The sequence below is a fragment of the Streptomyces sp. NPDC002773 genome, from assembly GCF_040295605.1.
Lineage (GTDB): Bacteria > Actinomycetota > Actinomycetes > Streptomycetales > Streptomycetaceae > Streptomyces.
In genome coordinates this window covers 122,157-145,522 of record NZ_JBEOVO010000002.1, presented here as the reverse complement: position 1 = coordinate 145,522, position 23,366 = coordinate 122,157, and the positions used below count along the sequence as shown (strand labels likewise).

General features: G+C 73.2%; 26 protein-coding genes and 1 riboswitch. Of the genes, 9 read left to right on the top strand and 17 right to left on the bottom strand.

From position 1 onward, the window contains the following. Window positions 1-3: 3 nt before the first annotated feature. From ABT034_RS03270 to ABT034_RS03260, 3 genes are read right to left on the bottom strand one after another with little or no spacing between them, the layout of a single operon-like run. Complete coding sequence (locus tag ABT034_RS03270) at window positions 4-1,494, bottom strand: precorrin-2 C(20)-methyltransferase (protein WP_351210711.1); 1,491 nt, start codon at window positions 1,492-1,494, stop codon at window positions 4-6. Further along, a complete protein-coding gene (locus ABT034_RS03265) occupies window positions 1,491-2,144 on the bottom strand; it encodes a precorrin-8X methylmutase (protein WP_351210709.1) in 654 nt (217 codons plus the stop codon). Before ABT034_RS03265 ends, ABT034_RS03270 begins: the two co-directional genes overlap by 4 nt. Next, entirely contained in the window at window positions 2,141-3,421 is a 1,281-nt protein-coding gene (locus ABT034_RS03260; RefSeq protein ID WP_351210707.1) for a ferredoxin-like domain-containing protein, read from the bottom strand. Before ABT034_RS03260 ends, ABT034_RS03265 begins: the two co-directional genes overlap by 4 nt. Window positions 3,422-3,509: 88 nt before the next feature. Continuing rightward, a riboswitch (cobalamin riboswitch) is annotated at window positions 3,510-3,649 on the top strand. 39 nt (window positions 3,650-3,688) lie between these two features. Between ABT034_RS03260 and cobN the strand changes: the two genes are divergently transcribed. Continuing rightward, entirely contained in the window at window positions 3,689-7,309 is a 3,621-nt protein-coding gene (cobN, locus tag ABT034_RS03255) for a cobaltochelatase subunit CobN (protein ID WP_351210705.1), read from the top strand. On the opposite strand, the gene ABT034_RS03250 is transcribed toward cobN, so the two are convergent. After that, window positions 7,306-8,253 carry an ATP-binding cassette domain-containing protein gene (locus ABT034_RS03250; RefSeq protein WP_502972788.1) on the bottom strand — a complete coding sequence of 316 codons (948 nt, stop codon included), beginning with the start codon at window positions 8,251-8,253 and terminating at the stop codon, window positions 7,306-7,308. The genes cobN and ABT034_RS03250 overlap by 4 nt on opposite strands. Window positions 8,254-8,324: 71 nt before the next feature. Further along, on the bottom strand, window positions 8,325-8,672 hold the full coding sequence (locus ABT034_RS03245) for a DoxX family protein (RefSeq protein WP_351210703.1): 348 nt from the start codon (window positions 8,670-8,672) through the stop codon (window positions 8,325-8,327). Window positions 8,673-8,764: 92 nt separating this feature from the next. Between ABT034_RS03245 and ABT034_RS03240 the strand changes: the two genes are divergently transcribed. Beyond that, complete coding sequence (locus ABT034_RS03240; protein WP_351210701.1) at window positions 8,765-9,208, top strand: MarR family winged helix-turn-helix transcriptional regulator; 444 nt, start codon at window positions 8,765-8,767, stop codon at window positions 9,206-9,208. A 96-nt stretch (window positions 9,209-9,304) separates the two neighbouring features. Further along, window positions 9,305-10,180: an alpha/beta fold hydrolase gene (locus ABT034_RS03235; RefSeq protein ID WP_351210700.1), complete on the top strand. Its 876-nt coding sequence runs from the start codon at window positions 9,305-9,307 to the stop codon at window positions 10,178-10,180. 49 nt (window positions 10,181-10,229) lie between these two features. On the opposite strand, the gene ABT034_RS03230 is transcribed toward ABT034_RS03235, so the two are convergent. Further along, the gene (locus tag ABT034_RS03230; RefSeq protein WP_351210698.1) at window positions 10,230-11,222 is read right to left on the bottom strand and encodes a S8 family serine peptidase; all 993 of its coding nucleotides are present in this window, start codon (window positions 11,220-11,222) and stop codon (window positions 10,230-10,232) included. A 135-nt stretch (window positions 11,223-11,357) separates the two neighbouring features. Between ABT034_RS03230 and ABT034_RS03225 the strand changes: the two genes are divergently transcribed. Together ABT034_RS03225 and ABT034_RS03220 are read left to right on the top strand one after the other, a co-directional pair. Next, window positions 11,358-12,329 carry a hypothetical protein gene (locus ABT034_RS03225; protein ID WP_351210697.1) on the top strand — a complete coding sequence of 324 codons (972 nt, stop codon included), beginning with the start codon at window positions 11,358-11,360 and terminating at the stop codon, window positions 12,327-12,329. A gap of 2 nt (window positions 12,330-12,331) precedes the next feature. After that, the gene (locus ABT034_RS03220) at window positions 12,332-12,688 is read left to right on the top strand and encodes a GntR family transcriptional regulator (RefSeq protein WP_351210695.1); all 357 of its coding nucleotides are present in this window, start codon (window positions 12,332-12,334) and stop codon (window positions 12,686-12,688) included. Between the two features lie 36 nt (window positions 12,689-12,724). Here the strand turns inward: ABT034_RS03220 and ABT034_RS03215 are convergent, their stop codons facing one another. Both ABT034_RS03215 and ABT034_RS03210 read right to left on the bottom strand, forming a co-directional pair. Continuing rightward, the gene (locus ABT034_RS03215; RefSeq protein WP_351210693.1) at window positions 12,725-13,684 is read right to left on the bottom strand and encodes a D-2-hydroxyacid dehydrogenase family protein; all 960 of its coding nucleotides are present in this window, start codon (window positions 13,682-13,684) and stop codon (window positions 12,725-12,727) included. A 30-nt stretch (window positions 13,685-13,714) separates the two neighbouring features. Then, a complete protein-coding gene (locus ABT034_RS03210; RefSeq protein WP_351210691.1) occupies window positions 13,715-14,680 on the bottom strand; it encodes a GlxA family transcriptional regulator in 966 nt (321 codons plus the stop codon). Window positions 14,681-14,789: 109 nt separating this feature from the next. Here ABT034_RS03210 and ABT034_RS03205 point away from each other — a divergent pair, with 109 nt between their 5' ends. Continuing rightward, the gene (locus ABT034_RS03205; RefSeq protein WP_351210689.1) at window positions 14,790-15,392 is read left to right on the top strand and encodes an MBL fold metallo-hydrolase; all 603 of its coding nucleotides are present in this window, start codon (window positions 14,790-14,792) and stop codon (window positions 15,390-15,392) included. Between the two features lie 60 nt (window positions 15,393-15,452). Next, a complete protein-coding gene (locus tag ABT034_RS03200) occupies window positions 15,453-15,812 on the top strand; it encodes a hypothetical protein (protein ID WP_351210687.1) in 360 nt (119 codons plus the stop codon). A 121-nt stretch (window positions 15,813-15,933) separates the two neighbouring features. Here ABT034_RS03200 and ABT034_RS03195 read toward each other — a convergent pair whose 3' ends face one another. From ABT034_RS03195 to ABT034_RS03170, 6 genes are all read right to left on the bottom strand, one after another. After that, complete coding sequence (locus ABT034_RS03195; protein ID WP_351210685.1) at window positions 15,934-16,212, bottom strand: SCO5918 family protein; 279 nt, start codon at window positions 16,210-16,212, stop codon at window positions 15,934-15,936. 154 nt (window positions 16,213-16,366) lie between these two features. Further along, window positions 16,367-16,570 (bottom strand): cold-shock protein, encoded by a 204-nt coding sequence (locus ABT034_RS03190; protein ID WP_030210008.1) that lies wholly within the window; start codon window positions 16,568-16,570, stop codon window positions 16,367-16,369. Between the two features lie 373 nt (window positions 16,571-16,943). Continuing rightward, window positions 16,944-17,420 (bottom strand): iron chaperone, encoded by a 477-nt coding sequence (locus ABT034_RS03185; protein ID WP_351210683.1) that lies wholly within the window; start codon window positions 17,418-17,420, stop codon window positions 16,944-16,946. A gap of 48 nt (window positions 17,421-17,468) precedes the next feature. Continuing rightward, on the bottom strand, window positions 17,469-18,095 hold the full coding sequence (locus ABT034_RS03180; RefSeq protein ID WP_351210681.1) for a glyoxalase: 627 nt from the start codon (window positions 18,093-18,095) through the stop codon (window positions 17,469-17,471). Between the two features lie 5 nt (window positions 18,096-18,100). Beyond that, window positions 18,101-18,547, bottom strand: coding sequence for a helix-turn-helix transcriptional regulator (locus ABT034_RS03175; protein ID WP_351210679.1), 447 nt, complete (start codon window positions 18,545-18,547; stop codon window positions 18,101-18,103). A 65-nt stretch (window positions 18,548-18,612) separates the two neighbouring features. After that, window positions 18,613-19,023: a VOC family protein gene (locus tag ABT034_RS03170; RefSeq protein WP_351210678.1), complete on the bottom strand. Its 411-nt coding sequence runs from the start codon at window positions 19,021-19,023 to the stop codon at window positions 18,613-18,615. Between the two features lie 204 nt (window positions 19,024-19,227). Here ABT034_RS03170 and ABT034_RS03165 point away from each other — a divergent pair, with 204 nt between their 5' ends. Further along, the gene (locus ABT034_RS03165; RefSeq protein WP_351210677.1) at window positions 19,228-19,542 is read left to right on the top strand and encodes a DUF6213 family protein; all 315 of its coding nucleotides are present in this window, start codon (window positions 19,228-19,230) and stop codon (window positions 19,540-19,542) included. A 26-nt stretch (window positions 19,543-19,568) separates the two neighbouring features. On the opposite strand, the gene ABT034_RS03160 is transcribed toward ABT034_RS03165, so the two are convergent. The 3 genes from ABT034_RS03160 to mgrA all read right to left on the bottom strand — a co-directional run bounded on the left by ABT034_RS03160 (window position 19,569) and on the right by mgrA (window position 22,364). After that, complete coding sequence (locus ABT034_RS03160; RefSeq protein WP_351210675.1) at window positions 19,569-19,931, bottom strand: DUF952 domain-containing protein; 363 nt, start codon at window positions 19,929-19,931, stop codon at window positions 19,569-19,571. Window positions 19,932-19,997: 66 nt separating this feature from the next. Then, entirely contained in the window at window positions 19,998-21,074 is a 1,077-nt protein-coding gene (locus tag ABT034_RS03155) for an amidinotransferase (RefSeq protein ID WP_351210673.1), read from the bottom strand. 297 nt (window positions 21,075-21,371) lie between these two features. After that, window positions 21,372-22,364: an L-glyceraldehyde 3-phosphate reductase gene (gene mgrA, locus ABT034_RS03150; protein ID WP_351210671.1), complete on the bottom strand. Its 993-nt coding sequence runs from the start codon at window positions 22,362-22,364 to the stop codon at window positions 21,372-21,374. A 109-nt stretch (window positions 22,365-22,473) separates the two neighbouring features. Here mgrA and ABT034_RS03145 point away from each other — a divergent pair, with 109 nt between their 5' ends. Further along, window positions 22,474-23,358 (top strand): LysR family transcriptional regulator, encoded by an 885-nt coding sequence (locus ABT034_RS03145; protein ID WP_351210669.1) that lies wholly within the window; start codon window positions 22,474-22,476, stop codon window positions 23,356-23,358. Window positions 23,359-23,366 lie beyond the last annotated feature (8 nt).

Genomic DNA, 23,366 nt, shown 5'->3' with positions numbered 1-23,366 from the left:
CCGTCACCCGTAACGCCGCGGCGTCCACGTGATCGTCCGGCCGTCGGGCCGTTCCACCGCCCGGGTCTGGCTCGACCCGATGAGCAGCAGGGTCCGCATGTCGACCTCGGACGGCTCCAGGGTCTTCAGGGTCACCACCCGGACCGACTGCTCGGGGCCGCCGACGTCGCGGGCGACGACCACCGGGGTCTCGGGCGACCGGAGTTCGAGCAGGAGGTCGCGGGCGGCGGCCACCTGGTGCGTACGGGACTTGGAGCCCGGGTTGTAGAGCGCGAGGACCAGGTCGGCGTCGGCGGCGGCGCGCAGCCGGGCGGCGATGACGTCCCAGGGCTTGAGCCGGTCGGAGAGCGAGATCGTCGCGTAGTCGTGGCCCAGGGGGGCGCCCGCGGCGGCGGCGGCCGCGTTGGCGGCGGTCACCCCGGGGAGGACCCGTACGGGCACGTCCGCGTACGCCGGTTCGCAGGCCACCTCGAGGACGGCCGTCGCCATCGCGAAGACGCCGGGGTCGCCGCCGGAGACGACCGCGACCCGGTGGCCGCGCCGGGCCAGGTCGAGGGCGAACTCGGCCCGCTCGGACTCGACCTTGTTGTCGGAGCCGTGCCGGATCTGCCCGGGGCGCAGGACCGGCACCCGGTCCAGGTAGGTGGTGTAGCCGACGAGCACGTCCGCGTTGACGAGCGCGCCGCGCGACTCGGGGGTGAGCCAGGGTGCGCCGGCCGGGCCGGTGCCGACGACGACGACCTCGCCCCGTTCCCGTACGGGAAGGGCCTGGTCGATACGGGAGGGGAGGACGGCGACGGAGAAGTACGGGACGGACGCCGGGTCGACGTCCGTCAGCCGCTCCGTCCGCTCGCCCGCCATGAACGCCCGCTCCACGTACCGGGCGTCGTCGAGCCGGCCGGCCCGCTCCAGGGCCCGCTTCACGGTGGGGAAGGTGCGGCCGAGCTTCATCACGACCGCCGAGTCGGTGCCCGCGAGCCGGGCCGTCAGCTCGTCCTCCGGCAGGGTGCCGGGGATGATCGTGAGGACCTCCTCCGCCTCGCACAGCGGCTCGCCGAGGCGGGCCGCTGCGGCGCTGACCGAGGTGACGCCGGGGATGACGGTCGTGTCGTAGCGGTCCGCGAGCCGCTTGTGCATGTGCTGGTACGAGCCGTAGAACAGCGGGTCGCCCTCGGCGAGGACGGCGACCGTGCGCCCTGCGTCGAGATGGGCGGCGAGGCGGGCCGCGGCCTCCTCGTAGAAGTCGTCGAGGGCGCCCCGGTAGCCGCCGGGGTGGTCCGTGGTCTCCACGGTGAGCGGGTACATCAGCCGCTCCTCGATGTGGTCCTCGCGGAGGTGCTCGGCGGCGATCGAACGGGCGATGGAGCGGCCGTGGCGGGCCGAGTGGTACGCGATCACGTCGGCGGCGGCGATGGCCTTCACGGCTGCCACGGTCATCAGGTCCGGGTCGCCGGGGCCGAGGCCGACGCCGTACAGCTTGCCGGGCGCGGTCACTGCTGGATCTCCGCTTCGTGGGCGAGCGCGTTGATCGCGGCGGCCGTCATCGCGCTGCCGCCGCGGCGGCCGCGGACGACGAGGTGTTCAAGGCCGAGGTCCTGGGCGGCCAGGGCGTCCTTCGACTCGGCGGCGCCGATGAAGCCGACCGGTATGCCGAGGACGGCGGCGGGCTTCCCCGCCCCCTTGGCGATCATCTCCAGGAGGTGGAAGAGCGCGGTGGGCGCGTTGCCGATGGCGACGACGGAGCCTTCGAGGCGGTCCCGCCACAGTTCGAGGGCGGCGGCGGAGCGGGTGGTGCCGAGCTCGGCGGCCAGGCCCGGCACGGACGGGTCGGAGAGGGTGCAGATCACCTCGTTGTCGGCGGGCAGCCGCTTGCGGGTGACACCGCTGGCGACCATCTGGGCGTCGCAGAGGATCGGCGCGCCGCCGCGGAGGGCGGCGCGGGCGCTCGCGACCACGCCGGGGGAGTAGGCGATGTCCCGCACGAGGTCGGTCATGCCGCAGGCGTGGATCATCCGGACCGCCACCTGGGCGACGTCGGCGGGCAGGCCCGCGAGATCCGCCTCGGCGCGGATCGTGGCAAAGGACCGGCGGTAGATCTCCGCCCCGTCCTTCTCGTAGTCGAACATGGTGTCGCTCTCGCTCATCTCGTGGGGGTTGCCGGGCCGCGGGCCGCCGCGACGGCTTCTGACAGGGAGGTACGGGAGGCGGGGACGCCGTCCACCAGGTAGGTGTCGTCGCCGGTGGCGAGGACCTCGATCCGGTCGCCGTACGGGTGCCCGCAGCCGCGTGCGCACCCGGAGAAGTGCACGGGAAGCCGCCCCGCGGGCGCGGCGAGGGCGTCCGCCCGTACGTCGGCGAGAGACTTGGCGCAGCCGGGCCGCCCGGTGCAGACGGTGACACCGGCGCCGGGGGCGTCGGGCCGGGTGATCAGGCCGTACGACTCAAGGCGCGCGAGCCGGTCGTGAGCCGTACGCGTACCGGCGCCGACGACGACCACCCCGCGCCACGGCGTCAGCCGCACCTCGTCGGCCGGAAGCAGGGCCCGCAGCTGAGCGGCGGTCAGCCGGCCGAGCGGCGCGAGGACGTAGAGCGCGCCGCTCCGGAGCACGCCGGGGGCGGGCGGCGGGGACGCGGGCAGGGGCGGTACGGGTACGGGCTCGGGTACGCGTACGGGTTCGCGGCCGGGGTCGGCCACGGGCTCCGTCGTGATGCCCGCCGCCGTCAGGGCGCCCGCCCAGTCCGGCGCGTGGTCGTCGGGGAGTTCCTGGGGGCGCCAGGCCCCGTTGCCGGCCGCCTCGGCCGCGTCGAGGAACGCGAGGGCGGCGGCGAGGGCGGCACGGACGGCGTCGGCGGCGGCGAGCCGGAAGACCGTCGGGCCGAGCCGCAGCAGGACGGACCCGTCCTCTCCTGCGACCAAGCTCACATCCCCGCCGAGCGGGGCGACGTCACCGCGCCCGTCGTCCAGGACGAACAGGAACCGTCCCGAGAGGGCCGCCGCCCGGGGCTCGGCGCACAGTGCGGCGTCCAGCCGGCGCGCCCACAACTGCACGTCCCCGTGGCCGAGTCCGTCGAGTCCCGCGGTGGGCGAGGCGACGATGTTGCGGACGCGTTCGTGGCTGGGGGAGGGCAGCAGGCCCGCCTCCGCGAGGAGCGCCGCGAGCTCCGCCCCGCAGTCGTCCGAGAGGCCCCGCAGCTCCGCGTTGCCGCGCGAGGTGATGCTGATCCGCCCGTCGCCCAGGGTCTCCGCGGCGGCCGCGAGCACCTCGACCTGACGAGGCGTCAGGCGTCCGGCGGGCAGGCGGAGTCGGGCCAGGCGGCCGTCCTCGGCGAGGTGCAGGCGCAGCGCCCCGGGGCAGGCGTCGCCACGGTCCCGTATGCGAGCTTCGCCCGCTCCGGGCGTCGTGGGTGGGGTGGGCGGCATGGCGGCGAGCATACCGACGGGGAACGGCGCGGCCACCGGGTGTGACCAGACCGACCCGGCGGCCCGCCCCGGGCCGCGGGCGGCACGATCTAGGATGCAGATCGGCATGGGGTCCCAGGACCCCGGGGAGGAAGCCCGGTGAGATTCCGGCGCGGTCCCGCCACTGTGAGCCCGTACCAGGCACGACGGAACGGGTGAGTCAGGAACTCCTGCCGTCCATACGACCACCCGGGGCGCGGACAACCCCGAGGAAGGCCTGCGCTCGCCATGCTTCTGCTGCTGTCGCACTCCGACACCGACCTGCTCAGTGCCCGCGCGGCGAACGCTGCCTCGGCCGGCGGCCCGGTGGAGTACCGCTTCGCCAACCCGGCCCGTCTCCCCCTCGCCGAACTGCCCGGCCTCCTGGACGGCGCCGACCTCGTCGTCGTACGGCTCCTCGGCGGTCTCCGTTCCTGGGAGGAGGGCCTGGACGCGCTCCGCGCCGCCGGAAAGCCCGTGGTCGTCCTCAGCGGCGAACAGGCGCCCGACGCACAGCTGATGGAGGCGTCCACCGTCCCCATCGGCGTCGCCACCGAGGCGCACGCCTACCTCGCGCACGGCGGCCCCGGCAACCTGGAGCAGCTCGCCCGCTTCCTCTCCGACACCGTCCTGCTCACCGGCCACGGCTTCGAGGCCCCGGCCGCCGCCCCCACCTGGGGCCCGCTGGACCGGGTCGCGAAGAACGACAGCGGCCCGACCGTCGCCGTGCTCTACTACCGCGCCCACCACATGAGCGGCAACACCGGCTTCGTCCGCACTCTGTGCGAGGCGATCGAGGACACCGGCGCGCAGGCGCTCCCGCTGTACGTGGCGTCCCTGCGCGCGCCCGAGCCGGAGCTGCTCGACCGTCTCCGTACCGCCGACGCCATCATCACCACCGTCCTCGCCGCGGGCGGCACCAAGCCGGCCGAGGCGCAGGCCGGCGGCGACGAGGAGGCCTGGGACGCGGGGGCGCTCGCCGCGCTCGACGTGCCGATCCTCCAGGCGCTGTGCCTGACCGGTTCGCGGTCCGCGTGGGAGGAGAACGACGAGGGCCTCTCCCCGCTGGACGCCGCCAGCCAGGTCGCCGTGCCCGAGTTCGACGGCCGGCTGATCACCGTCCCGTTCTCCTTCAAGGAGATCGACGAGGACGGTCTGCCCGCGTACGTGGCGGACGCCGAGCGCGCCGCCCGCGTCGCCGGGATCGCCGTACGGCACGCCCGCCTCCGGCACATCCCGAACGCCGAGAAGAAGCTGGCGCTCGTCCTCTCCGCGTACCCGACGAAGCACTCCCGCATCGGCAACGCCGTCGGTCTCGACACCCCCGCGTCCGCCGTCTCCCTCCTGCGCCGCCTCCGTGAGGAGGGGTACGACTTCGGGCCCGTGGAGGACCTCCCCGGCCTCGTCTCCGGCGACGGCGACGAGTTGATCTACGCCCTCATCGAGGCCGGCGGCCACGACCAGGACTGGCTGACGGAGGAGCAGCTCGCCCGCAACCCGGTCCGTATCCCGGCCGCCGACTACAAGCGCTGGTACGCGACCCTGCCCGAGGAGCTCCGCACCCACGTCGAGGAGCACTGGGGTCCGGCGCCCGGCGAGATGTTCCTCGACCGCTCGCGCAACCCGGAGGGCGACATCGTCCTCGCCGCCCTGCGGCGCGGGAACCTGCTCATCCTCATCCAGCCGCCGCGCGGCTTCGGCGAGAACCCGATCGCGATCTACCACGACCCCGATCTCCCGCCGTCCCACCACTACCTGGCCGCCTACCGGTGGATCGCCGCCCGCGCCGAGGACGGCGGCTTCGGCGCCGACGCCATGGTCCACCTCGGCAAGCACGGCAACCTGGAGTGGCTGCCCGGCAAGAACGCCGGCCTGTCCGCCGCCTGCGGCCCCGACGCGGCCCTCGGCGACATCCCGCTGATCTACCCGTTCCTCGTCAACGACCCGGGCGAGGGCACCCAGGCCAAGCGGCGCGTCCACGCCACCCTTGTCGACCACCTGGTGCCGCCGATGGCCCGCGCCGACTCGTACGGCGACATCGCACGCCTGGAGCAGCTGCTCGACGAGTACGCGCAGATCTCCTCCATGGACCCGGCGAAGCTGCCCGCGATCCGCGCCCAGATCTGGACGCTGATCCAGGCCGCCAAGCTCGACCACGACCTGGGTCTGGAGCAGCGCCCGGAGGACGACGGCTTCGACGACTTCCTGCTGCACGTCGACGGCTGGCTGTGCGAGGTCAAGGACGCCCAGATCCGCGACGGTCTGCACGTCCTCGGCGGCGCCCCGGAGGGCGAGGCCCGGGTCAACCTGGTCCTCTCCATCCTGCGCGCCCGCCAGATCTGGGGCGGCACGCAGGCGCTTCCCGGTCTGCGCGAGGCCCTCGGCCTCGACGAGTCGGCCGCGACCCGCACCACCGCCGACGAGGCGGAGGCCAAGGCCCGCGAGCTGGTCGAGGCCATGGAGGCGGCGGACTGGTCGGTGGACGCGGTGCCGACCCTGGCCGCCGCGTACGGCCCCGAGGTCGCCGCCGTCCTCCGCTTCGCCTGCGAGCAGGTCGTGCCGCGCCTGGCGTCGACGACCGACGAACTCACGCACGCCGTGCACGCCCTGAACGGCGGCTTCGTCCCGGCCGGCCCGTCCGGCTCCCCCCTCCGCGGCCTGGTCAACGTCCTGCCGACCGGCCGGAACTTCTACTCCGTCGACCCGAAGGCCGTGCCGTCCCGGCTCGCCTGGGAGACCGGGCAGGCGCTCGCCGACTCCCTCCTGGAGCGCTACCGCACCGACAACGGCGAGTGGCCGACGTCCGTGGGCCTCTCCCTCTGGGGGACCAGCGCGATGCGCACCGCCGGCGACGACGTGGCCGAGGCGCTCGCCCTGCTCGGCGTCCGCCCGCTTTGGGACGAGGCCTCGCGCCGCGTGAACGGCCTCGAACCGATCCCGCTCGCGGAGCTGGGCCGCCCGCGCGTCGACGTCACGCTGCGCATCTCGGGCTTCTTCCGGGACGCGTTCCCGCACGTCATCGGGCTTCTCGACGACGCCGTACGGCTGGTCGCGGGTCTTGAGGACGAGCCCGCGTCGGAGAACTACGTACGGGCGCACACGCAGGCCGACCTCGCCGAGCACGGCGACGAGCGGCGCGCCACCACCCGTATCTTCGGCTCCCGGCCCGGCACGTACGGCGCGGGCATCCTCCAGCTGATCGACTCGCGCGACTGGCGGACGGACGCGGACCTCGCCGAGGTGTACACGGTGTGGGGCGGGTACGCGTACGGCCGCGGCCTCGAAGGGCGCCCGGCGCGCGCCGAGATGGAGACGGCGTACAAGCGGATCGCGGTCGCCGCGAAGAACACGGACACCCGCGAGCACGACATCGCCGACTCGGACGACTACTTCCAGTACCACGGCGGCATGGTGGCGACCGTCCGCGCGCTGAAGGGCACGGCCCCGGAGGCGTACATCGGGGACTCGACCCGCCCGGAGACCGTCCGCACCCGCACGCTCGTCGAGGAGACCTCCCGGGTCTTCCGCGCGCGCGTGGTCAACCCGCGCTGGATCGAGGCGATGCGCCGCCACGGCTACAAGGGCGCGTTCGAGCTGGCGGCGACCGTCGACTACCTCTTCGGGTACGACGCCACGACGGGCGTCGTCGCCGACTGGATGTACGACAAGCTGACGCAGGAGTACGTCCTCGACCCGGCGAACCAGGCCTTCCTGAAGGAGGCCAACCCGTGGGCGCTGCACGGCATCGCGGAGCGGCTCCTCGAAGCCGAGTCGCGCGGCATGTGGGAGAAGCCGGACCCGGAGACGCTGGCCGCCCTGCGGCAGGTGTTCCTGGAGACCGAGGGCGACCTCGAGGGCGACGACGATTAGATCCCTCCGATCGTCGTGAGGGCGGGGGCCGGTGCCAGATCCAGGCGGCGGCCCCGGAAGCCCTCCCGGAGCCTCCGGTCGTGACTGACCACGACCAGCGTGCCCCGGTACAGAGCGAGCGCGGCCTCCATCTCCTCCACGAGCGCCGGGGCCAGATGATTGGTCGGCTCGTCGAGGAGGAGCAGATCGGCGGGCTCGGTGACGAGCCGTGCCAGTTCCAGTTTCCGGCGCTGTCCCGTCGACAGATACCGGACCGGGGTCGTCAGGTCCCCGGCGGAGAAGAGACCGAGGGCGAGCAGTTCGTCCGCGCGGTCCGCTCCGAAGGCCTCGCCCACCGCACGGGGGTCGGTGGGTGGGGCCGTCTCCTGACGCAGCAGCCCGACCCGGTCGGGGGCGCTCACCGTGCCTTCGTCCGGGACGAGTTCACCCGCCAGGACCTTCAGGAGGGTGGTCTTCCCGGCGCCGTTCGGCCCGGTGACCAGTAGCCGCTCGCCCGCGTCGAGGCGCAGCGCGTCGAGCCGGAGCCGACCGTCGACCCGTACCCCGGCGAGGTCCCCGGTCGCGGCGAGGGCGCCCTCGGCCGCGCGGATCGCCCGCTCCAACTCCCTTACGTCCGCGAGGGCGTGGTCGGTCGCGTCACCGACGGTGGCCGTCGGGGGGAGGTCCAGGGTCTGCGCGAGGTGCCCGACGCCGCCGGAGGCGTCGACGGTCACCGTGCCGTTGTCGGGCTGCTCACGGCCGGCGAGGAGCCGGAGGAGGGTGGACTTCCCGGAGCCGTTGTCTCCGACGACGCCGAGGCGTTCGCCGGGGCGGACGGTGAGGGAGACCTGGTCGAGCACGGTCCGGGCAGGGGAGGGGGAGGGGGAAGGGGCGTCGTAGCGCTTGCTGACGTCGGTGAGTTGGACCCGGAACAAGGGCGGCCTCCTGTACGTCGACCTTCGCAATAACGAGACGTATCGTCTCGTTATTGCGAAGGTACGCCGGAAGCGGGCCCCCCGCAAGACGTTTCGTCTCGTCAGGCGGAGGCTATGCGCAACACCAGGGCGGCCACCGCGAGGACGGTCAGGACCGCGACCGGCGCCAGCTCGAAGTCCTTCGCCCGCAGGTGCGTGACGAGAGCCCCGATGAAGTAGAGGAACACGCCGATCGCAGCCGCCCCGCCGAGCAGCGGCACGGCGAGGCCCGCGAGCAGGCCGAGCGCGCCGGCCGCCTTCAGTGTCGCCAGCCGTGGCAGCCAGGCGTCCGGCACGTCCAGCTTGGTCATGCTGCCCACGATCTGCGGGTTGCGGGTGAAGGTCAGGAAGGCGGAGGCGGAGAGCGCGAAGGCGAGCAGCGCGGCCACGACCACATAACCGATGAACATAGGGGTGCTCCAATGATTCACGTCCAAGAACCATTGAACCGTATCAACGATTTCCCTCGCTCCACAATAGGGCTGCTGTTACGGTGGTTGCCATGGCAGCTCTCCCGACCGATCGCCTCGGCTTCCTCCTCTCCTTCCGCGGTGAGCTCACCGGCGCGCGCATCCGCGCCGCCCTGGGAGTCGCCGGGCTGCACCCGAGAAACGCGATGACGCTGATGCAGCTCGCCCCCGGGGCGATGAGCCAGCGGGACCTGGCGTCGGCGATGGAGATCGACCCCAGCCAACTGGTGGCCGTGCTCAACGAGTTGGAGGCCGCCGGGCTCGCGGAGCGGCGGCGTGACCCGGCCGACCGGCGCCGGCACATCGTGGAGATCACGGAGGCGGGCGCGGCGGCCCTCGACCGGGTCGACGCGGCGGTCAGCGCCGCCGAGCGCGAGCTCTTCGGCGATCTGACCGCGGCGGAGCAGACCCTCCTGCGCGGCCTGCTCGACCGGGTCGTGGTGGACCCGGCCCAGCACGACTGCGGCGCCGAGTAGAAGCGGCGCCGTGTAAGAAGTACCGCCGGGCGGCCGATGAGTTCCGGTGGCGGCGGGGGTCTACCCCATGACCGTCCCACCACCGAGGAGAGACCCATGGCCGAGACCGACACCCGGACCCTGGACACCACGGGCGCGACCCTGCGCTACGACGTGCGCCCCGGCACCGGGACCGACGACCGCCCCCTGCTGCTCATCGGCTCCCCCATGGACGCGACCGGCTTCACCACCCTCGCCTCCCACTTCGCCGACCGGACCGTCGTCACGTACGACCCGCGCGGCGTGGGCCGCAGCGAGCGCACCGACGGCGCCGCGGAGACGCTCCCCGACGAGCACGCCGACGACCTGGCCCGGCTGATCGAGGCGCTCGGCGCCGGCCCCGTGGACGTCTTCGCGAGCAGCGGCGGCGCCGTCAACGCCCTCGCCCTGGTCGCCCGGCGCGGGGACCTCGTCCACACCCTCGTCGCGCACGAGCCGCCGGCGGTGCAGCTCGTACCGGACCGGGAGGCGGCCCTCGCGGCCTGCGCGGACGTGCACGCGACCTATCTGCGGGAGGGCTGGGGGCCGGGGATGGCCAAGTTCCTCGCCCTGACGAGCCGGAAGGGCCCGTTCCCGGCGGACTGGGCCGAGGAGCCCGCCCCTTCCCCGGCGGCGTTCGGTCTGCCGACCGAGGACGACGGCTCGCGCGACGACCCGCTGCTCGGCCAGAACATGCGCGGCTGCACCTCCTACCGCCCCGACCTCGCCGCCCTGCGCGCCGCGCCGACGCGGATCGTCGTCGCCGCGGGGAAGGAGTCCGAGGGCGAGCTCGCCGCCCGCGCGGCGGCCGCCGTCGCCGACGGGCTCGGCATCCCGCTCGCCGTCTTCCCCAGCCACCACGGCGGCTTCCTGGGAGGCGAGTTCGGCCAGCACGGCGCCCCGGCGGAGTTCGCCGAGGCGCTGCGCGCGGCCCTGGACGAGAACCGGGGCTGACGGCGGGTCGCCGGCCGACGCGGCCGCCGGTCGCCCGTCGACGCGGCGGCTAGTTGCCCGCAGTCGCGGCGGCGGACTTCACGGCCGCCGCCGCGTCGACGTTCCCGAGGCCCAGCTTGGCGAGGTTCCCCGGGTTGGCCGCCGAGTCGCGGATCGTCTTCATGACGGCGTCCGGGCTCAGGCCCTGGTGGTGCAGGAGCGCGGCGACGGCGGAGACGTACGGGGAGGCCATCGAGGTCCCGGAGAGCTTCCCGTACCCGGAGGTGTTCTTCAGGGTCTCCTTCACCGTGTACGTGGGGAGGGTGGAGAGGATGTCGACGCCCGGCGCCGAAACGGCGTTCTGCGCGCCGAAGTTGGTGAAGGTGGCGGGCTTGCCGCTCCGGTCGGCGGCGTTGACGACCAGGACCGGCGTGTCGATCTTGTAGGGCTGGAGCACGGTGGAGTCGTTGCCCGCGGCGGCGACCACGACCGCGCCCTTGCCGACGGCGTGGGAGATGGCCTGGTTGAGGACCCCGCCCTTGAGGAGCCGGGCCATCAGGCCGGACTCGCCGAGGGAGAGGTTGATGACGTGGGCGCCGTGGTCGGCGGCCCACACGATGCCCTTGGTGATGTTCGCGTTGGTGCCGCTGCCGTCCGCGCCGAGCACCCGGACCGGCATGATCTTCGCGCCCGGGCCGCCGCCCGCGACCCCGATGCCGTTGTCGGTGTGGGCGGCGGCGATGCCGGCGACGTGGGTGCCGTGGCCGTTCATGTCCTTGGGCTCGTCGTCGTTGTCGACGAAGTCGTAGCCGTCCACGAGCCGGCCCTTGAGGTCGGGGTGGTCGAGGTCGACGCCGGTGTCGACGACGGCGATGACGCTGTCCTCGCCCTGGGAGGTCTTCCACGCGTCGGGCAGCTTGAGCGCGTCGATGCCCCACTGCTGGCCACGCATCGGGTCGGGCTTGTCGTCGTCGTCGCTGCCGCAGCCGGTGACCGTCACGGCGGCGAGGGCGGCGAGTGCGGTGAGGGCGGTCAAGGTGGCGGTGGTGGACCGACGGCGCATGCTTATCTCCCCATTCGTGTGCATTTGGCCCAGTCAACAGTCGTTGATCGGGTTTCGCATCCGGACGGGAAGCCGGGTTGTTCTAGCAGAGTACGAACAAATTGTTCTATCCTGGTGCGAACAACGGAGGTTTCCATGAACCGTGCCACGCCCCGACTCCGCGCCCTCGCCGCGCTGCCCTTCGCCCTCGTCCTCGCCGCGTACCTGCTGCTGCTCGCCCTCTGGGACGACCGGCTCCCCGACACGCTCGCCACCCACTTCACCGCCGCCGGCGGGGGCCGCGCCGACGGCTTCACCGGCCGCACCGCGTTCGCCGTCGTCAGCGCCGGCCTGCTGCTCGGCCTCGGCGGCGGCTGGACGGTCCTCGTCCGCCGTACCGCCCTCTGGGGCGCCTGGGCGACGGCCGGCTTCGCCGGAGCGCTGCTCGTCCTCCTCGTACGGGACAACCTCGACGCCACCGCCGCCGCCCAGGTCGTCTCCCCCTTCACCAACCTGCTCCTCGGCGCGGCCGCCGCCGCCGTGTTCGCCCTCGCGGGATGGGCGCTGGCCTCGCTCGTCCCCAAGGCCGGGCCCAGCGGGCCCGTCGAACGCCCCGGCGCGGCCGACGCCCCCCGGCTCGCCCTCGGCGCGGGCGAGGTCGCCGGCTGGTCCCGGGCCACCGGCTCCCGGCCGCTGACCGTCCTCTCCGCGCTCGCCCTCGCCGCCGTCCCGGCCGGCCTGCTCCTCGCCCCCTGGCCCGCCGCCCTGCTCGCCCTGCTCGGCCTGCTCGTCGGCGTGCCGGGCCTCGCCCTCGCCCGGGTCCGGGTCACCGTCGACCGGCGCGGCGTCACCGTACGGCCCTCGCTCGTCCCCCGGCCCCGGGTCAGGGTCCCGCTCGACGAGGTCGTGGGAGCGAGCGTCAGGGAACTCGACACCGCCGCCGTGATCGGCGACTTCGGCGGCTGGGGCTACCGGGTCCGGGCCCACCGGACCGGCGTCGTGCTCCACACGGGCGAGGCCCTCGTCGTACGGCGGGACAGCGGGCGCGAGTTCGCGGTCACCGTGCCCGACGCGCACACCGCCGCCGCCCTCCTCAACACCCTCGCCGACCGGCATGGGAGGGTCTGACCGTGCTCTTCCGTGTCGACCCGGCCTCCGCCGCGCCCCTCGGCGACCAGATCGCCGCCTGCGTCCGCGGCGCCCTCGCCGACGGCTCCGCCGCACCCGGCGAGCGCCTCCCGGCCGCCCGGGAACTCGCCGACTCCCTCGGCGTCAACGTCCACACCGTCCTCCGCGGCTACCAGCGGCTCCGCGAGGAGGGCCTGATCGAACTCCGCCGGGGCCGCGGCGCCGTCATCGTCCCCGGCGCCACCGCCCCCGACCGCGCCCGCCTGGTCTCCCGGCTGCGCGAGGCGGCGGAGGAGGCACGCGGACTCGGCCTGACGGACGAGGAGTTCGTGGAACTGGCGCGTGCCAGTCTGGGGTGAGGCGCGTACGGGCCCGGGCGTCTCTTCCTGATCGGCTCAGCCCAGCTCGCGTACGGGCGCGCCCTTCAGGAAGGCCTCGATGTCCTCGACCGCCTCCCCGAAGTACCGCCCGTAGTTCCCCTCCGTCACGTACCCGAGGTGCGGCAGCGCGAGCACGTTCGGCAGGGACCGCAGGGGGTCGTCCACGGGCAGCGGCTCGGTCTCGAAGACGTCGAGGCCGGCCCCCGCGATCCACCCCTCGCGCAGCGCCCGCAGCAGCGCCCCGCCGTCGACGAGCCCGGCCCGTGAGGTGTTGACGAGGTACGCGTGCGGGCGCATCGCCCGTAGCTCGGACTCTCCGATCAGCCCCCGGGTGCGGCCCGAGAGCACCATGTGCAGCGAGACGAAGTCGCTGTCCGCGAGCAGTTCCCGCTTGTCCTTCGCGAGCCGTACGCCGTGCTCGGCCACCCGCTCCTCCGTCAGGTTCGGGCTCCACGCGCGCACGTCCATGCCGAAGGCGAGCCCGATCCCGGCCACCCGGCCGCCGATCTTGCCGAGGCCGACGAGGCCGAGGGTCCGGCCGGCCAGGTCGGCGCCGACCGTGGACTGCCAGGGCCCGCCCTCCCGCAGGGCCCGCGCCTCGGCCGGGACGTGCCGGGCGAGGCCGAGGAGGAGCGCCCAGGTGAGTTCGGTGGGCGGCGCGGGGCTGCTGGCGGTGCCGCAGACGGTCACCCCGCGCGCGCGTGCGGCGGCGACGTCGACGGAGGCGTTGCGCATGCCGGAGGTGATGAGGAGCCGGAGCCGGGGGAGCCGGGCCAGGAGCGCGGCGTCCACGGGGGTCCGTTCCCGCATGACGACGAGGATCTCGCAGTCCTCGACGGCGGCGACGAGCGCGTCCCGGTCGGTGAGGTGCTCGCGCAGGACGCGGACGTCGACGCGGTCGGCGAGCGGGCTCCAGTCGGCGGAGGCGAGGGCGACGCCCTGGTAGTCGTCGAGTACGGCGCAGCGCAGCTTCATGACGGCATGATCGCGTACGGCCCGGACGCCTCAGACGGCGGGCGTACGGGTGAAGGAACGCCGGTACGACCGGGGCGGGACGCCGCGGCGGCGTACGAACTGCGCGCGCAGCACCGCCGCGCTGCCGAAGCCGACCGCGCGGGCGACCTCCTCCACCGGGAGGTCCGTGGTCTCCAGGAGCTCCTCGGCGCGGCCGAGCCGCAGGGAGAGCAGCCACGCGTGCGGGGTGGTGCCGGTGGACGCGGCGAAACGGCGGGCGAAGGAGCGCCGGCTCATCAGGGCCCGGCGGGCCAGCTCGGCGACGGGGAGCGGTTCGTGGAGGTTCTCCCTGGCCCAGGCGAGGACGTCGGTGAGCCGTTCGTCCCGGCTGTCCTCGGGGACGGGCGTGGCCAGGTACTGGGCCTGGCCGCCGTCGCGGTGGGAGGGGAGCACCAGGTCCCTGGCGATGGCGTTGGCGGTGGTGGCCCCGTACTCCCGGCGCAGCAGGTGCAGGCACAGGTCGAAGCCGGCGGCGGCGCCCGCGCCCGTGACGAGGGGGCCCTGGTCGACGTAGAGGGCGTCGGGTTCGACGGTGACGTCCGGGTGGCGTTCGGCGAGGAGCCCGGCGAACCGCCAGTGCGTGGTGGCCCGCCGTCCGTCGAGCAGCCCGGCCGCGGCGAGCGCGAACGCGCCGACGCAGTGGGCGGCGACCAGGGCCCCGCGCGCGTGCGCGGCGGTCAGCGCGTCGAGCACGGCGGGGCCCGGGGGCGTACGGAACTCCGCCCAGGGCAGGGCGATCACCAGGTCGGCCGTGGCCAGCCGCTCCAGACCGTGCTCGACGACCAGCGGCAGCCCGACGTCGGTGCGGACGTTGCCCGGCCGGTCGGTGCAGAGCGCGAAGTCGAAGCGGGGCAGGTCCCCGCCGCGCGCGTCGAACACCTCGGAGACGATGCCGGCGCCGAGCATGCCGACCCCGTGCGGGGCGTAGGCGGCGACGGTCACGAAGGGCGGCGGCATGGGGGCGAGTCTGGCACGGCGGTCATGCGCGGTGCCTTGGCACGATTCCCGCGATCGTTGGCAGGACGGCCACTCGTGAAGATCCCCGCCCCGCAGAAGACTCGGGGACATGACACACCACGACGACGCGCCGCACGGCCGCACCGCCACGTACACGGTCCTGACCACCGGCTACACGCTCTCCACCGGCCCCGGGGTCGCCGCCACCGTCTCCTACGTACGGGACGGCGACCGGCATGTGATCGTCGACCCCGGCATGGTGGCGAGCCGTGACCGGATCCTGGGCCCGCTCGCCGCACTCGGCCTCGGCCCCGACGACATCACCGACGTGGTGCTGAGCCACCACCACCCCGACAACACCATGAACGTCGGCCTCTTCGGCCGGGCCCGCGTCCACGACCACAAGGCGATCTACGAGAACGACCAGTGGACCGACCGGGACGCCGAGGGCCACGAACTCGCCCCGTCCCTGCGGCTGATCCGTACCCCCGGCCACAGCCCCGAGGACATCACCCTCCTCGCGGGCACCGACGCCGGTGTCATCGCGTTCGTGGGCGACCTCTGGTGGCGCCCGAACGGCCCGGTGGAGGACCCGGTGGCCCCGGACCACACCGTCCTGAAGGACTCGCGTCTCCGCGTCCTCGCCACGGCCGACGTGATCGTCCCGGGCCACGGTCCGGCGTTCCCGGCGGACGACACGGCACCTCGCTAGCGAGGGCGGAGGGTGGGGACGTTCCCCCGGCGTCGGTGGCGGCGCCTAGAATCGGCTTTCATGTCGAAGCCTGACGAGCTGCTCGTTGACATTGCCGCCACGGTGGAGTCCGGGCAGAGCAATCAGATGTCCCTGACGGTGGTCGTGGGGGGTGTGGTCCTCACCGGTCGGCTGGCTCCGGAAGCCCTGTGGAGACAGCGCGTGTCGGAGGTCCTGACGGACTCGGCCCGCCTCGCCGAGTTCTCCGCCGTCTTCAGCCCCTCCGTACGCGAGGAAGGGCCACCCACCCACCTGCACTTCCACCTCGCCCGGATCCTCCAGGGGACGGTGGGCATCCCGGAGACCGGCGGGATGTACCGGGTCGCCCTCTCGGACGTCAGCGCCTGGACGGTGGGCGACTTCAGCTACTCCGACCACTGATCCCCGTACCCGTACTGCGGGCGGCGGCTGAGGAGCCGTACTCACGCGGCAGCCGGCGCCGCCCGCCTCGTACTGCCGGGGCGCACGGGAGACGTCAGGGACGTCAGGGACGTCGGAGGCGTCAGAAGATGTCCGAGGGCGCCGGGGGCGCCGGGGGCTGCTCGGCGGGGACGGTGAGGCAGGTGAAGCCGAGCTTGGTCATCGCGCGGACGACCTCGCCGGCGCTGAAATCGCGGCGGTCCTGGCGGGTGACGACCTCGCCCACCTGCTTCACGGGGAACTGACGGCGTCCGATGACGACGACGTCACCGACGGCCGGCTCGGGCTTGACGCCCTTCATCGATTCGAGGACGCCGGCTTTGGTCAGCTCGAACGGGAAGCGTGCGATGACACAGCGCATGGTGACTCCTGCGGAGAAGTGGTCCAGAAACGGTCCAGAAGGGGGCCGGGCAGGAAATTCCCGCAGCCCGGCGAGAGGTGCAAAGAGCTGAGGCCCGCACCCCAAAGGTGCGGGCCTCAGCTCGTCAGCTCGTGCTACGCGTCAGCGCCTGGCGTCAGGCGGGGACGATGTTCTCGGCGGTCGGGCCCTTCTGGCCCTGCGCGATGTCGAAGCTCACCTTCTGGCCTTCCTGCAGCTCACGGAAGCCCTGGGCGGCGATGTTCGAGTAGTGGGCGAAGACGTCCGGGCCGCCACCGTCCTGCTCGATGAAGCCGAAGCCCTTTTCCGAGTTGAACCACTTCACGGTGCCAGTCGCCATGTCATTTCTCCTTCGGGGCAGTGCTCGGAGCCCACACCCTGTGTGCTCCGTGTCGCTGCGATGATCGCCCCGTCCGGAAAAAGTCCGGAAATGAAAAAGGGTGCCCAGCGCCGGATGAACCGGAAGGGGCACTCGTACGTTCGGGACCCACAACTGCAACTGATATCGACAGTAGCACGGTGTCGCGGGGTGCGCTCGGTGAAGAAATGCGGGCGCCGCCATCCCGTGTGTTTACATGACAAATTTCCACCTCGCGTCGCCCCGAATTCACGCGACGCGATCGGGCATATTCCCCCGCGTGGGCCGACCGCCCCGGGCCGTCGGGGCGAGTGACGCGGGTCACACCTCACGGCCCGGCTGCGCGCAGTCGGCGTCAGCTGACGGCTTCCGCCACGAGCGCGGCGATACGGGCCTCCTCGGCGGCGCCGAGTTCCGTCAGGGCGAAGCTGGTCGCCCACAGGGCGCCGTCGTCCAGCCGGGCCAGATCGCTGAAGCCGAGCGTGGCGTACCGCGTCTTGAACTTCTCCGCGCTCTGGAAGAAGCAGACGACCTTGCCGTCCCTGGCGTACGCGGGCATCCCGTACCAGGTCTTCGGCGCCAGGTCCGGCGCGTTCGCCGCGACGATCTCGTGGATGCGTTCGGCGAGGACACGGTCGGCCTCGGGCATCTCGGCGATCTTCGCGCGCACCTCGGCGTCCCCGTCGGCCCTGGCCTTGGCCGAGCGCGCGTCGCGCCGCGCGGTCGCCTTGAGCTCCTGGGCGCGCTCCTTCATCGCCGCGCGCTCCTCCTCGGTGAAGCCGTCGTACTTCCCGGCGCTGGTGCTCTTGGTGGACGACCGCGTGTTCGGCATGACGGGTTCCTCTCGAAAGGCAGACGGGAGTGAGGCCAAAGGGTGGGTTCAGGGCGCGGCGGTCACGGCGGCGGCCTCCCACGCGAACCCGTCCGGGTCGGTGAAGGAGCCGCTGCCGTCGCCGCCGAGCACGATCCGGTGGGATCCCTCGCCGTCGACCGGGACACCGGCGTCCTTGGCGAGGGCGCGGCGCCCGTACAGGGCGAGCTTGACCGGGCTGTCCCCGGCGGCGAACTCGACGTACTTCTTGCCGAAGCTCTTCGCCACGGTGAGGCCGTGGTCGACGTAGAACTTCCTGCTCTCGGCCACGTCCGCGGCCCCGAGGAGGAGCACGAACTGGTCGACGCGGCCGGTGGCCGGGCCGCTGTCCTTCTTCGCCGAGGTGGCGATCTTCCAGATGGTCCCGTCCGGGGCCTGGAAGACGCCGCCGTAGCCCCAGAAGGACTTGGACACGGGCTTGAGGACGGTGGCCCCGGCGTCGACGGCGGCGTCGACGAGCAGTCGGACGTCGGCCGGCTGGGACACCGTGAGCGAGAGCGTGAACCCGCGGAAGCCGGTGGTCGGTACGTCCGAGGCCCGCAGGCGCACATGGGCGCCGAGGCCGGAGGCGGTGTAGAAGCGGTCGGCGGCCTGGAGGTCGGCCACCTCGAGGGTGACGGATGCGATGGCGTTCATGGGATTCACGCTAGGCGCGGGGTGCCCGCCGGTGCTTCTCGATTCCTGACGGGTCGCGTCACCTGCTTCGCCACGCACGACGGCAGCCCGGCCTCGCCGTCCGCGACCTGGCGCCGGTAGACGCTGGGCGGCACGCCGACGAGCTCGGTGAACCGGGTGCTGAACGTGCCGAGCGAGGAACAGCCGACCGTGAAGCAGACGTCGGTGACGCTGAGGTCGTCGCGGTGCAGCAGGGCCATGGCACGCTCGATGCGCCGCGTCATGAGGTACGAGTACGGCGACTCGCCGTAGGCCTGCTTGAACTGCCGGCTGAGGTGCCCCGCCGACATGTTCACGCCGCGCGCGAGCGCCTCGACGTCCAGCGGCTGCGCGTACTCCCGGTCCATCCGGTCGCGGACACGGCGCAACCGCGCGAGATCACTCAGGCGCTGCGCCTCGTTCAGTGCGCTCATCCACGCAGGATGACACATGGAGGAGAACCCTTTCAGCGGAGCTTCGGCGGGGCTTCGGCCGGGCTTCAGCGGAGCTGCTGGACGCGGACGAGGTTGCCCGCGGGGTCGCGGAAGGCGCAGTCACGGGCGCCGTACGGCTGTTCGGTCGGCTCCTGGACGACCTCGACGTCGGCCGCCTGGATCTTCTCGAACGTGCCGTCGAGGTCCGGGGTGGCCAGCAGGATCCAGCCGTACGTGCCCTTGGCCATCATCTCGGCGATCGTGCGCCGCTCGGCCTCGGTGATCCCCGGGTCGGCGCCGGGCGGCGCGAGCAGGATCGACGTGCCGGGCTGCCCGACGGGTCCGACGGTGATCCAGCGGGTCCTGCCCTGGCCGACGTCGCTGCGCACCTCGAAGCCGAGGGCGTCGCGGTAGAAGGCGACGGAGGCGTCCGGGTCGTCGTGGGGAAGGACGGTGGTGTGAATGGTGAGGTCCATGGCGTCAAGCTAGTGCGGCACGCCCCACCGCGCTTCTCGATTCCTGACGTACCGATGCGTGACGTACACGGTGAACGGCGGCGCCCGGTCGGCGCACGCGCCGGCCGGGTGTGTAGTACCGGCGGTCCCGGGCAACCGCCCCCCGAGGGCCGGACCACGGCACCCAGGTCACGTCACTCCTTCTGCGGCGGAGGTCGGTTCACCATGAACGCGTCGAACGCGTCCAACGCGTCGATACCCCTGGTCTACGCCTCGCGCGGCGAGCTGCTGATCCCCGCCACGAAGGTGACCGGGCTGCTGCGGCGGGTCGCCGCCGGATGGCTGCGGACGACCGAGGCGGGCGGGACGGCGGGCGGGGCGGAACTCGACCCCGCGACCGCGCTCGCCCTGGCGCGGCAGCTGAGCGACCTGGCCGACCAGATCGACGTGGAGTGCATCGCGGTCCGCCGCCCGGTGGGCGAGCCCCCGCCGCCCGGCGGCGGCCGCCGGGGCAGGGGAGACGCGCAGCCGCCGCCTTGAGGGTCAGGCCGCCGCCGGCCTGAGGGTCAGTGGGGGCGGGTGAGCCCCGCGGCGCGCCCGTCCTCGTCCCACTCGATCTCCAGGACCTCGGTGACGGCGTCCCGGTCGACCGGCCCGAAGACATGGGGGAACAGGACGTCCTCGTCGACCCCGGGCGGCGGCGTGGAGGCCGCCGCCTCGAACTCCAGCCTGGACGTGAGCCGGTCCTCGGCGATGAGCAGCGCGAGGAGCGGCTTCGGCGCGCTCCGGTAGTAGGCGTCGACGACGGCGAGGGTCGTCCTCACGTCGGGGGTGCAGTGGACGAACCCCTCCTCCGCGAGGGAGGCGGGCGCGTACGGCGCGTCGGGGCGGGCGTTCCACTCACCGGAGGTCACGACGTGATAGATCATGGCCCATTTTCCCACGGGCGACCCGCAGGACCGCAAGATCGCTGATCGCTGATCGCCGATCGCTGATCAGTCGACGTACGACTGGAGGGTGCCCCGGCGCCGTACGTCGAGCGTGGCGCAGTGGAAGGAGCCACCGAACGGCGCGTAGTGCTGGAGGTCGCAGGGAATCGGCTCGAAGCCCCACCGTTCGAGCGCCCGGAGCGTGCTGGTGTGGCTCCGCTCCGCGATCACCCGCTTCTCGTCGATCATGAGGACGTTCAGGCTGAGCCACTTCCCGCACATCGAGGTGAGCCTCAGCAGGCGCTCGTCGATCAGGTCGGGCTCGGGGGCGATCAGGACGTCCCAGGAGCTCAGGACGTCGGGCAGGCGGTCGACGTCGACGTACTCGGGGTTGACCAGCACCTTGCCGGGCGCGAGCGGCAGGAACGTCGTGTCGATGTGCATCGGCGTACGGCAGCGGCTCTCGATCTCGTGGATGCGGTAGCCGGGGCCGAGGTGGCGGCGCAGCCACTCGATGCCCATGCGGTTGGTGACGTTGCTCCGCGTCACGAAGAGGTCGCGCCCCGCGCGGACGAAGTCCGCCGCGTCGAAGACCGGCTCGAACTCGGTGAGGATGTAGCGCATGGGCTCGCCGTCCTCGGGGACCCGGAAGTCCTCGTCGAACAGCTCGTCGGTGAGCTGCGGTCTCGGCGCCGCCGTCCAGCGCGCGCCGCGCCGGAAGTAGTCCTTGAGGAGCGTGCGGTACGAACCGGTCTCGAAGTACCGGCACGGCCAGGCCCCGGGGGTCTCGATGATCTCGTCGCCGATCACGAGCAGGACATCGCGCGGGCAGGCGTTGCAGAAGCCGCGGGAGGTCCAGTGGGGGGTGCTGAAGCGTTGCCGGTGGTCGACCGCGTCGGGTCGGGTGACGGTGACGCCGAGCGAGCGCAGGAGCTCGATGAACCCGTCGAGTTCCTGCTGGGCCCGCTCGACCAGCATGCGCGGGTACCGGAAGCCGGCGGAGAGGCCCTGGAGGCGGCCGGCCCAGGGCGGGACGTTGCAGGACACGATCGGGTGGTTGGAGGGGATCGTCGCGCCTTCGAGCCGGCCGACGACGATCTCCTCCAACGGGTCCCACTCGTTGTGCGAGCTGACCGGCGACACGGCGGGGGCGTGTGGCGATACGGGTGCGGGTGCCGGTGAAGGTGCTGGGGCCGGTGCCGGTGCTGGTGCCGGTGTCGTCGTCGGCGTGGCGGGAGTCTGTGTGCGCAGGGCTGGCACGGTCGCCTCCTGGGGTCGGACAGGCACATCACCGGCGGCCGGAGGCCGCTGCCCGTGAAGCCGCCGCGGCCGCCGTGTGCGAGGTGCTTGGGGCGGCTTCCCGCTTCTGCCGGGGGCCATGCGCGGGGAGCGACGGAAGCGCCGCGCGGACTCCTGCCGGGGCGGAGGCGCCCGTACGGCTCAGGGGCGTACGACCGTGTCGATCCGCCCCAGCTCCTCCTCCTCGAAGTCGAGGTTGCCGATCGCGGCCACGCTGTCCTCCAGCTGGCGGGTGCTGCTCGCGCCGACCAGGGCGGAGGTCACGCGGCCGCCGCGCAGCACCCAGGCGAGGGCGAGCTGCGCGAGGCTCTGGCCTCGGGCCGCGGCGATCTCGTTCAGGGTGCGCAGCCGGGCCACCAGGTCCTCGGTGACGGCGGCGCGGTTCAGGAAGGGGCTGTCGCTCGCGGCCCGGGAGTCCTCGGGGATGCCGTCCAGGTAGCGGCCGGTGAGCAGGCCCTGCTCGAGCGGGGAGTAGGCGATGGAGCCGACCTGGAGCTCGTCGAGCGCGTCGAGCAGGCCCTCGTCCTCCGGGCGCCGGTCGAGCATCGAGTAACGCGGCTGGTGGATGAGGAGTGGGGTGCCGAGATCGCCGAGGATGCGGGCGGCCTCGCGGGTCTGCTCGGCGGAGTAGTTGGAGACGCCGACGTAGAGGGCCTTGCCCTGCTGGACGGCGGAGTGCAGGGCGCCCATCGTCTCCTCCAGCGGAGTCTCCGGGTCGAAGCGGTGCGAGTAGAAGACGTCGACGTGGTCGAGCCCGAGCCGGGTCAGGCTCTGGTCGAGCGAGCCGAGCAGGTACTTGCGGGAGCCCCATTCGCCGTACGGGCCGGGCCACATCAGGTAACCGGCCTTGGTGGAGATGACCAGCTCGTCGCGGTAGGGCGCGAGGTCCGTCCGCAGGGCGTCGCCGAGGGCGGACTCGGCGGCGCCGGGCGGCGGCCCGTAGTTGTTGGCCAGGTCGAAGTGGGTGATGCCGAGGTCGAAGGCGCGGCGCAGGATGGCGAGCTGGGTCTCGGCGGGGCGGTCGGGCCCGAAGTTGTGCCAGAGGCCGAGGGACAGCGCGGGGAGCTTCAGGCCACTGCGTCCGGTGCGCCGGTAGGGCATGGCGGCGTAGCGGTCGGGGTGTGCGGCGTACAACGCGACTCCAGGGGAGGGAGGAGGGGAGGCGGTGTCCAATCTCCTCCGACCTGGGGCCATGCGTCCAACAGGAGAATCCGATCGTATTCAGCGTCTAGGCTTCTGAATCGTGGAACTCCGACATCTCCAGCACTTCGTCGCCGTCGCCGAGGACCGGCACTTCACCCGGGCCGCCGAGCGGCTCATGGTGTCCCAGTCGGGCCTTTCGGCGTCGATCAGGGCCCTGGAGCGTGAGCTGCGGGCGCCGCTGTTCGTACGGACCACCCGCCGGGTGACGCTGACGGAGGCCGGGCGTGCGCTGCTGGTCGAGGCGGAGCGGATCCTGGCGCAGGTGCGGGCGGCGCACGAGGCGGTGGCCGCCGTGCAGGGCGTGCTGCGCGGCACGCTCGCGCTCGGTACCGAGCAGTGCATCGCGGGGGTGCGTACCCCCGGGCTGCTCGCGGCGTTCCGGCGGAGGCACCCGGACGTGGAGATCCGGCTGCGGCAGTCGGGCTCGCCCGACCTGGCCGAGGAGGTCGTGGCCGGCCGACTCGACCTGGCGTTCGCGTACCGCACCCGGGCCGACTCCGACCAGCTGCGTTCGGTGTCGCTCGCGGCCGAGCCGATGACCCTGCTGTGCCACCCCGAGCACCCGCTCGCGACGGCCGGCCCCGCGCTCTCGCCGGAGGACGTCGCAGGCGAGGTCTTCGTCGACTTCCACCCGGACTGGGGGCCGCGCCAGGCCACGGACACGGCGTTCGCCGCGGCGGGTGTACGCCGCACGGTCGCCCTGGAGGTGAACGACGTGCACAGCCTCCTTGACCTGATCGACGAGAACCTAGGCGTCGCCGCCGTCCCCCACCACTTCCGCCACAAGCGCGAGGCCCTGAGCGCCATCCCCCTGAAGGGCACGGGCCAGGCGGTCTACGAGACGGTGGCCCTGCTCCCGCCCCCGGACACGACCAGCCCGGCGGCCCGCGCCCTGATGACCCTGCTCCAGACGGGTGGGTACTGACGGGGGGC

Excerpts from the sequence above, each read along its gene's own strand:
- ABT034_RS03205 (WP_351210689.1), top strand. The coding sequence starts at position 14,790 with ATGACACACCACGACGACGCGCCGCACGGCCGCACCGCCACGTACACG.
- ABT034_RS03245 (WP_351210703.1), bottom strand. The coding sequence starts at position 8,672 with ATGTTCATCGGTTATGTGGTCGTGGCCGCGCTGCTCGCCTTCGCGCTC.
- ABT034_RS03225 (WP_351210697.1), top strand. The coding sequence starts at position 11,358 with ATGAACCGTGCCACGCCCCGACTCCGCGCCCTCGCCGCGCTGCCCTTC.
- cobN (WP_351210705.1), top strand. The coding sequence starts at position 3,689 with ATGCTTCTGCTGCTGTCGCACTCCGACACCGACCTGCTCAGTGCCCGC.
- ABT034_RS03230 (WP_351210698.1), bottom strand. The coding sequence starts at position 11,222 with ATGCGCCGTCGGTCCACCACCGCCACCTTGACCGCCCTCACCGCACTC.
- ABT034_RS03260 (WP_351210707.1), bottom strand. The coding sequence starts at position 3,421 with ATGCCGCCCACCCCACCCACGACGCCCGGAGCGGGCGAAGCTCGCATA.
- ABT034_RS03210 (WP_351210691.1), bottom strand. The coding sequence starts at position 14,680 with ATGCCGCCGCCCTTCGTGACCGTCGCCGCCTACGCCCCGCACGGGGTC.
- ABT034_RS03165 (WP_351210677.1), top strand. The coding sequence starts at position 19,228 with ATGAACGCGTCGAACGCGTCCAACGCGTCGATACCCCTGGTCTACGCC.
- ABT034_RS03195 (WP_351210685.1), bottom strand. The coding sequence starts at position 16,212 with ATGCGCTGTGTCATCGCACGCTTCCCGTTCGAGCTGACCAAAGCCGGC.
- ABT034_RS03170 (WP_351210678.1), bottom strand. The coding sequence starts at position 19,023 with ATGGACCTCACCATTCACACCACCGTCCTTCCCCACGACGACCCGGAC.
- ABT034_RS03235 (WP_351210700.1), top strand. The coding sequence starts at position 9,305 with ATGGCCGAGACCGACACCCGGACCCTGGACACCACGGGCGCGACCCTG.
- ABT034_RS03240 (WP_351210701.1), top strand. The coding sequence starts at position 8,765 with ATGGCAGCTCTCCCGACCGATCGCCTCGGCTTCCTCCTCTCCTTCCGC.
- ABT034_RS03180 (WP_351210681.1), bottom strand. The coding sequence starts at position 18,095 with ATGAACGCCATCGCATCCGTCACCCTCGAGGTGGCCGACCTCCAGGCC.
- ABT034_RS03265 (WP_351210709.1), bottom strand. The coding sequence starts at position 2,144 with ATGAGCGAGAGCGACACCATGTTCGACTACGAGAAGGACGGGGCGGAG.
- ABT034_RS03215 (WP_351210693.1), bottom strand. The coding sequence starts at position 13,684 with ATGAAGCTGCGCTGCGCCGTACTCGACGACTACCAGGGCGTCGCCCTC.
- ABT034_RS03185 (WP_351210683.1), bottom strand. The coding sequence starts at position 17,420 with ATGCCGAACACGCGGTCGTCCACCAAGAGCACCAGCGCCGGGAAGTAC.
- ABT034_RS03200 (WP_351210687.1), top strand. The coding sequence starts at position 15,453 with ATGTCGAAGCCTGACGAGCTGCTCGTTGACATTGCCGCCACGGTGGAG.
- ABT034_RS03160 (WP_351210675.1), bottom strand. The coding sequence starts at position 19,931 with ATGATCTATCACGTCGTGACCTCCGGTGAGTGGAACGCCCGCCCCGAC.
- ABT034_RS03190 (WP_030210008.1), bottom strand. The coding sequence starts at position 16,570 with ATGGCGACTGGCACCGTGAAGTGGTTCAACTCGGAAAAGGGCTTCGGC.
- ABT034_RS03175 (WP_351210679.1), bottom strand. The coding sequence starts at position 18,547 with ATGAGCGCACTGAACGAGGCGCAGCGCCTGAGTGATCTCGCGCGGTTG.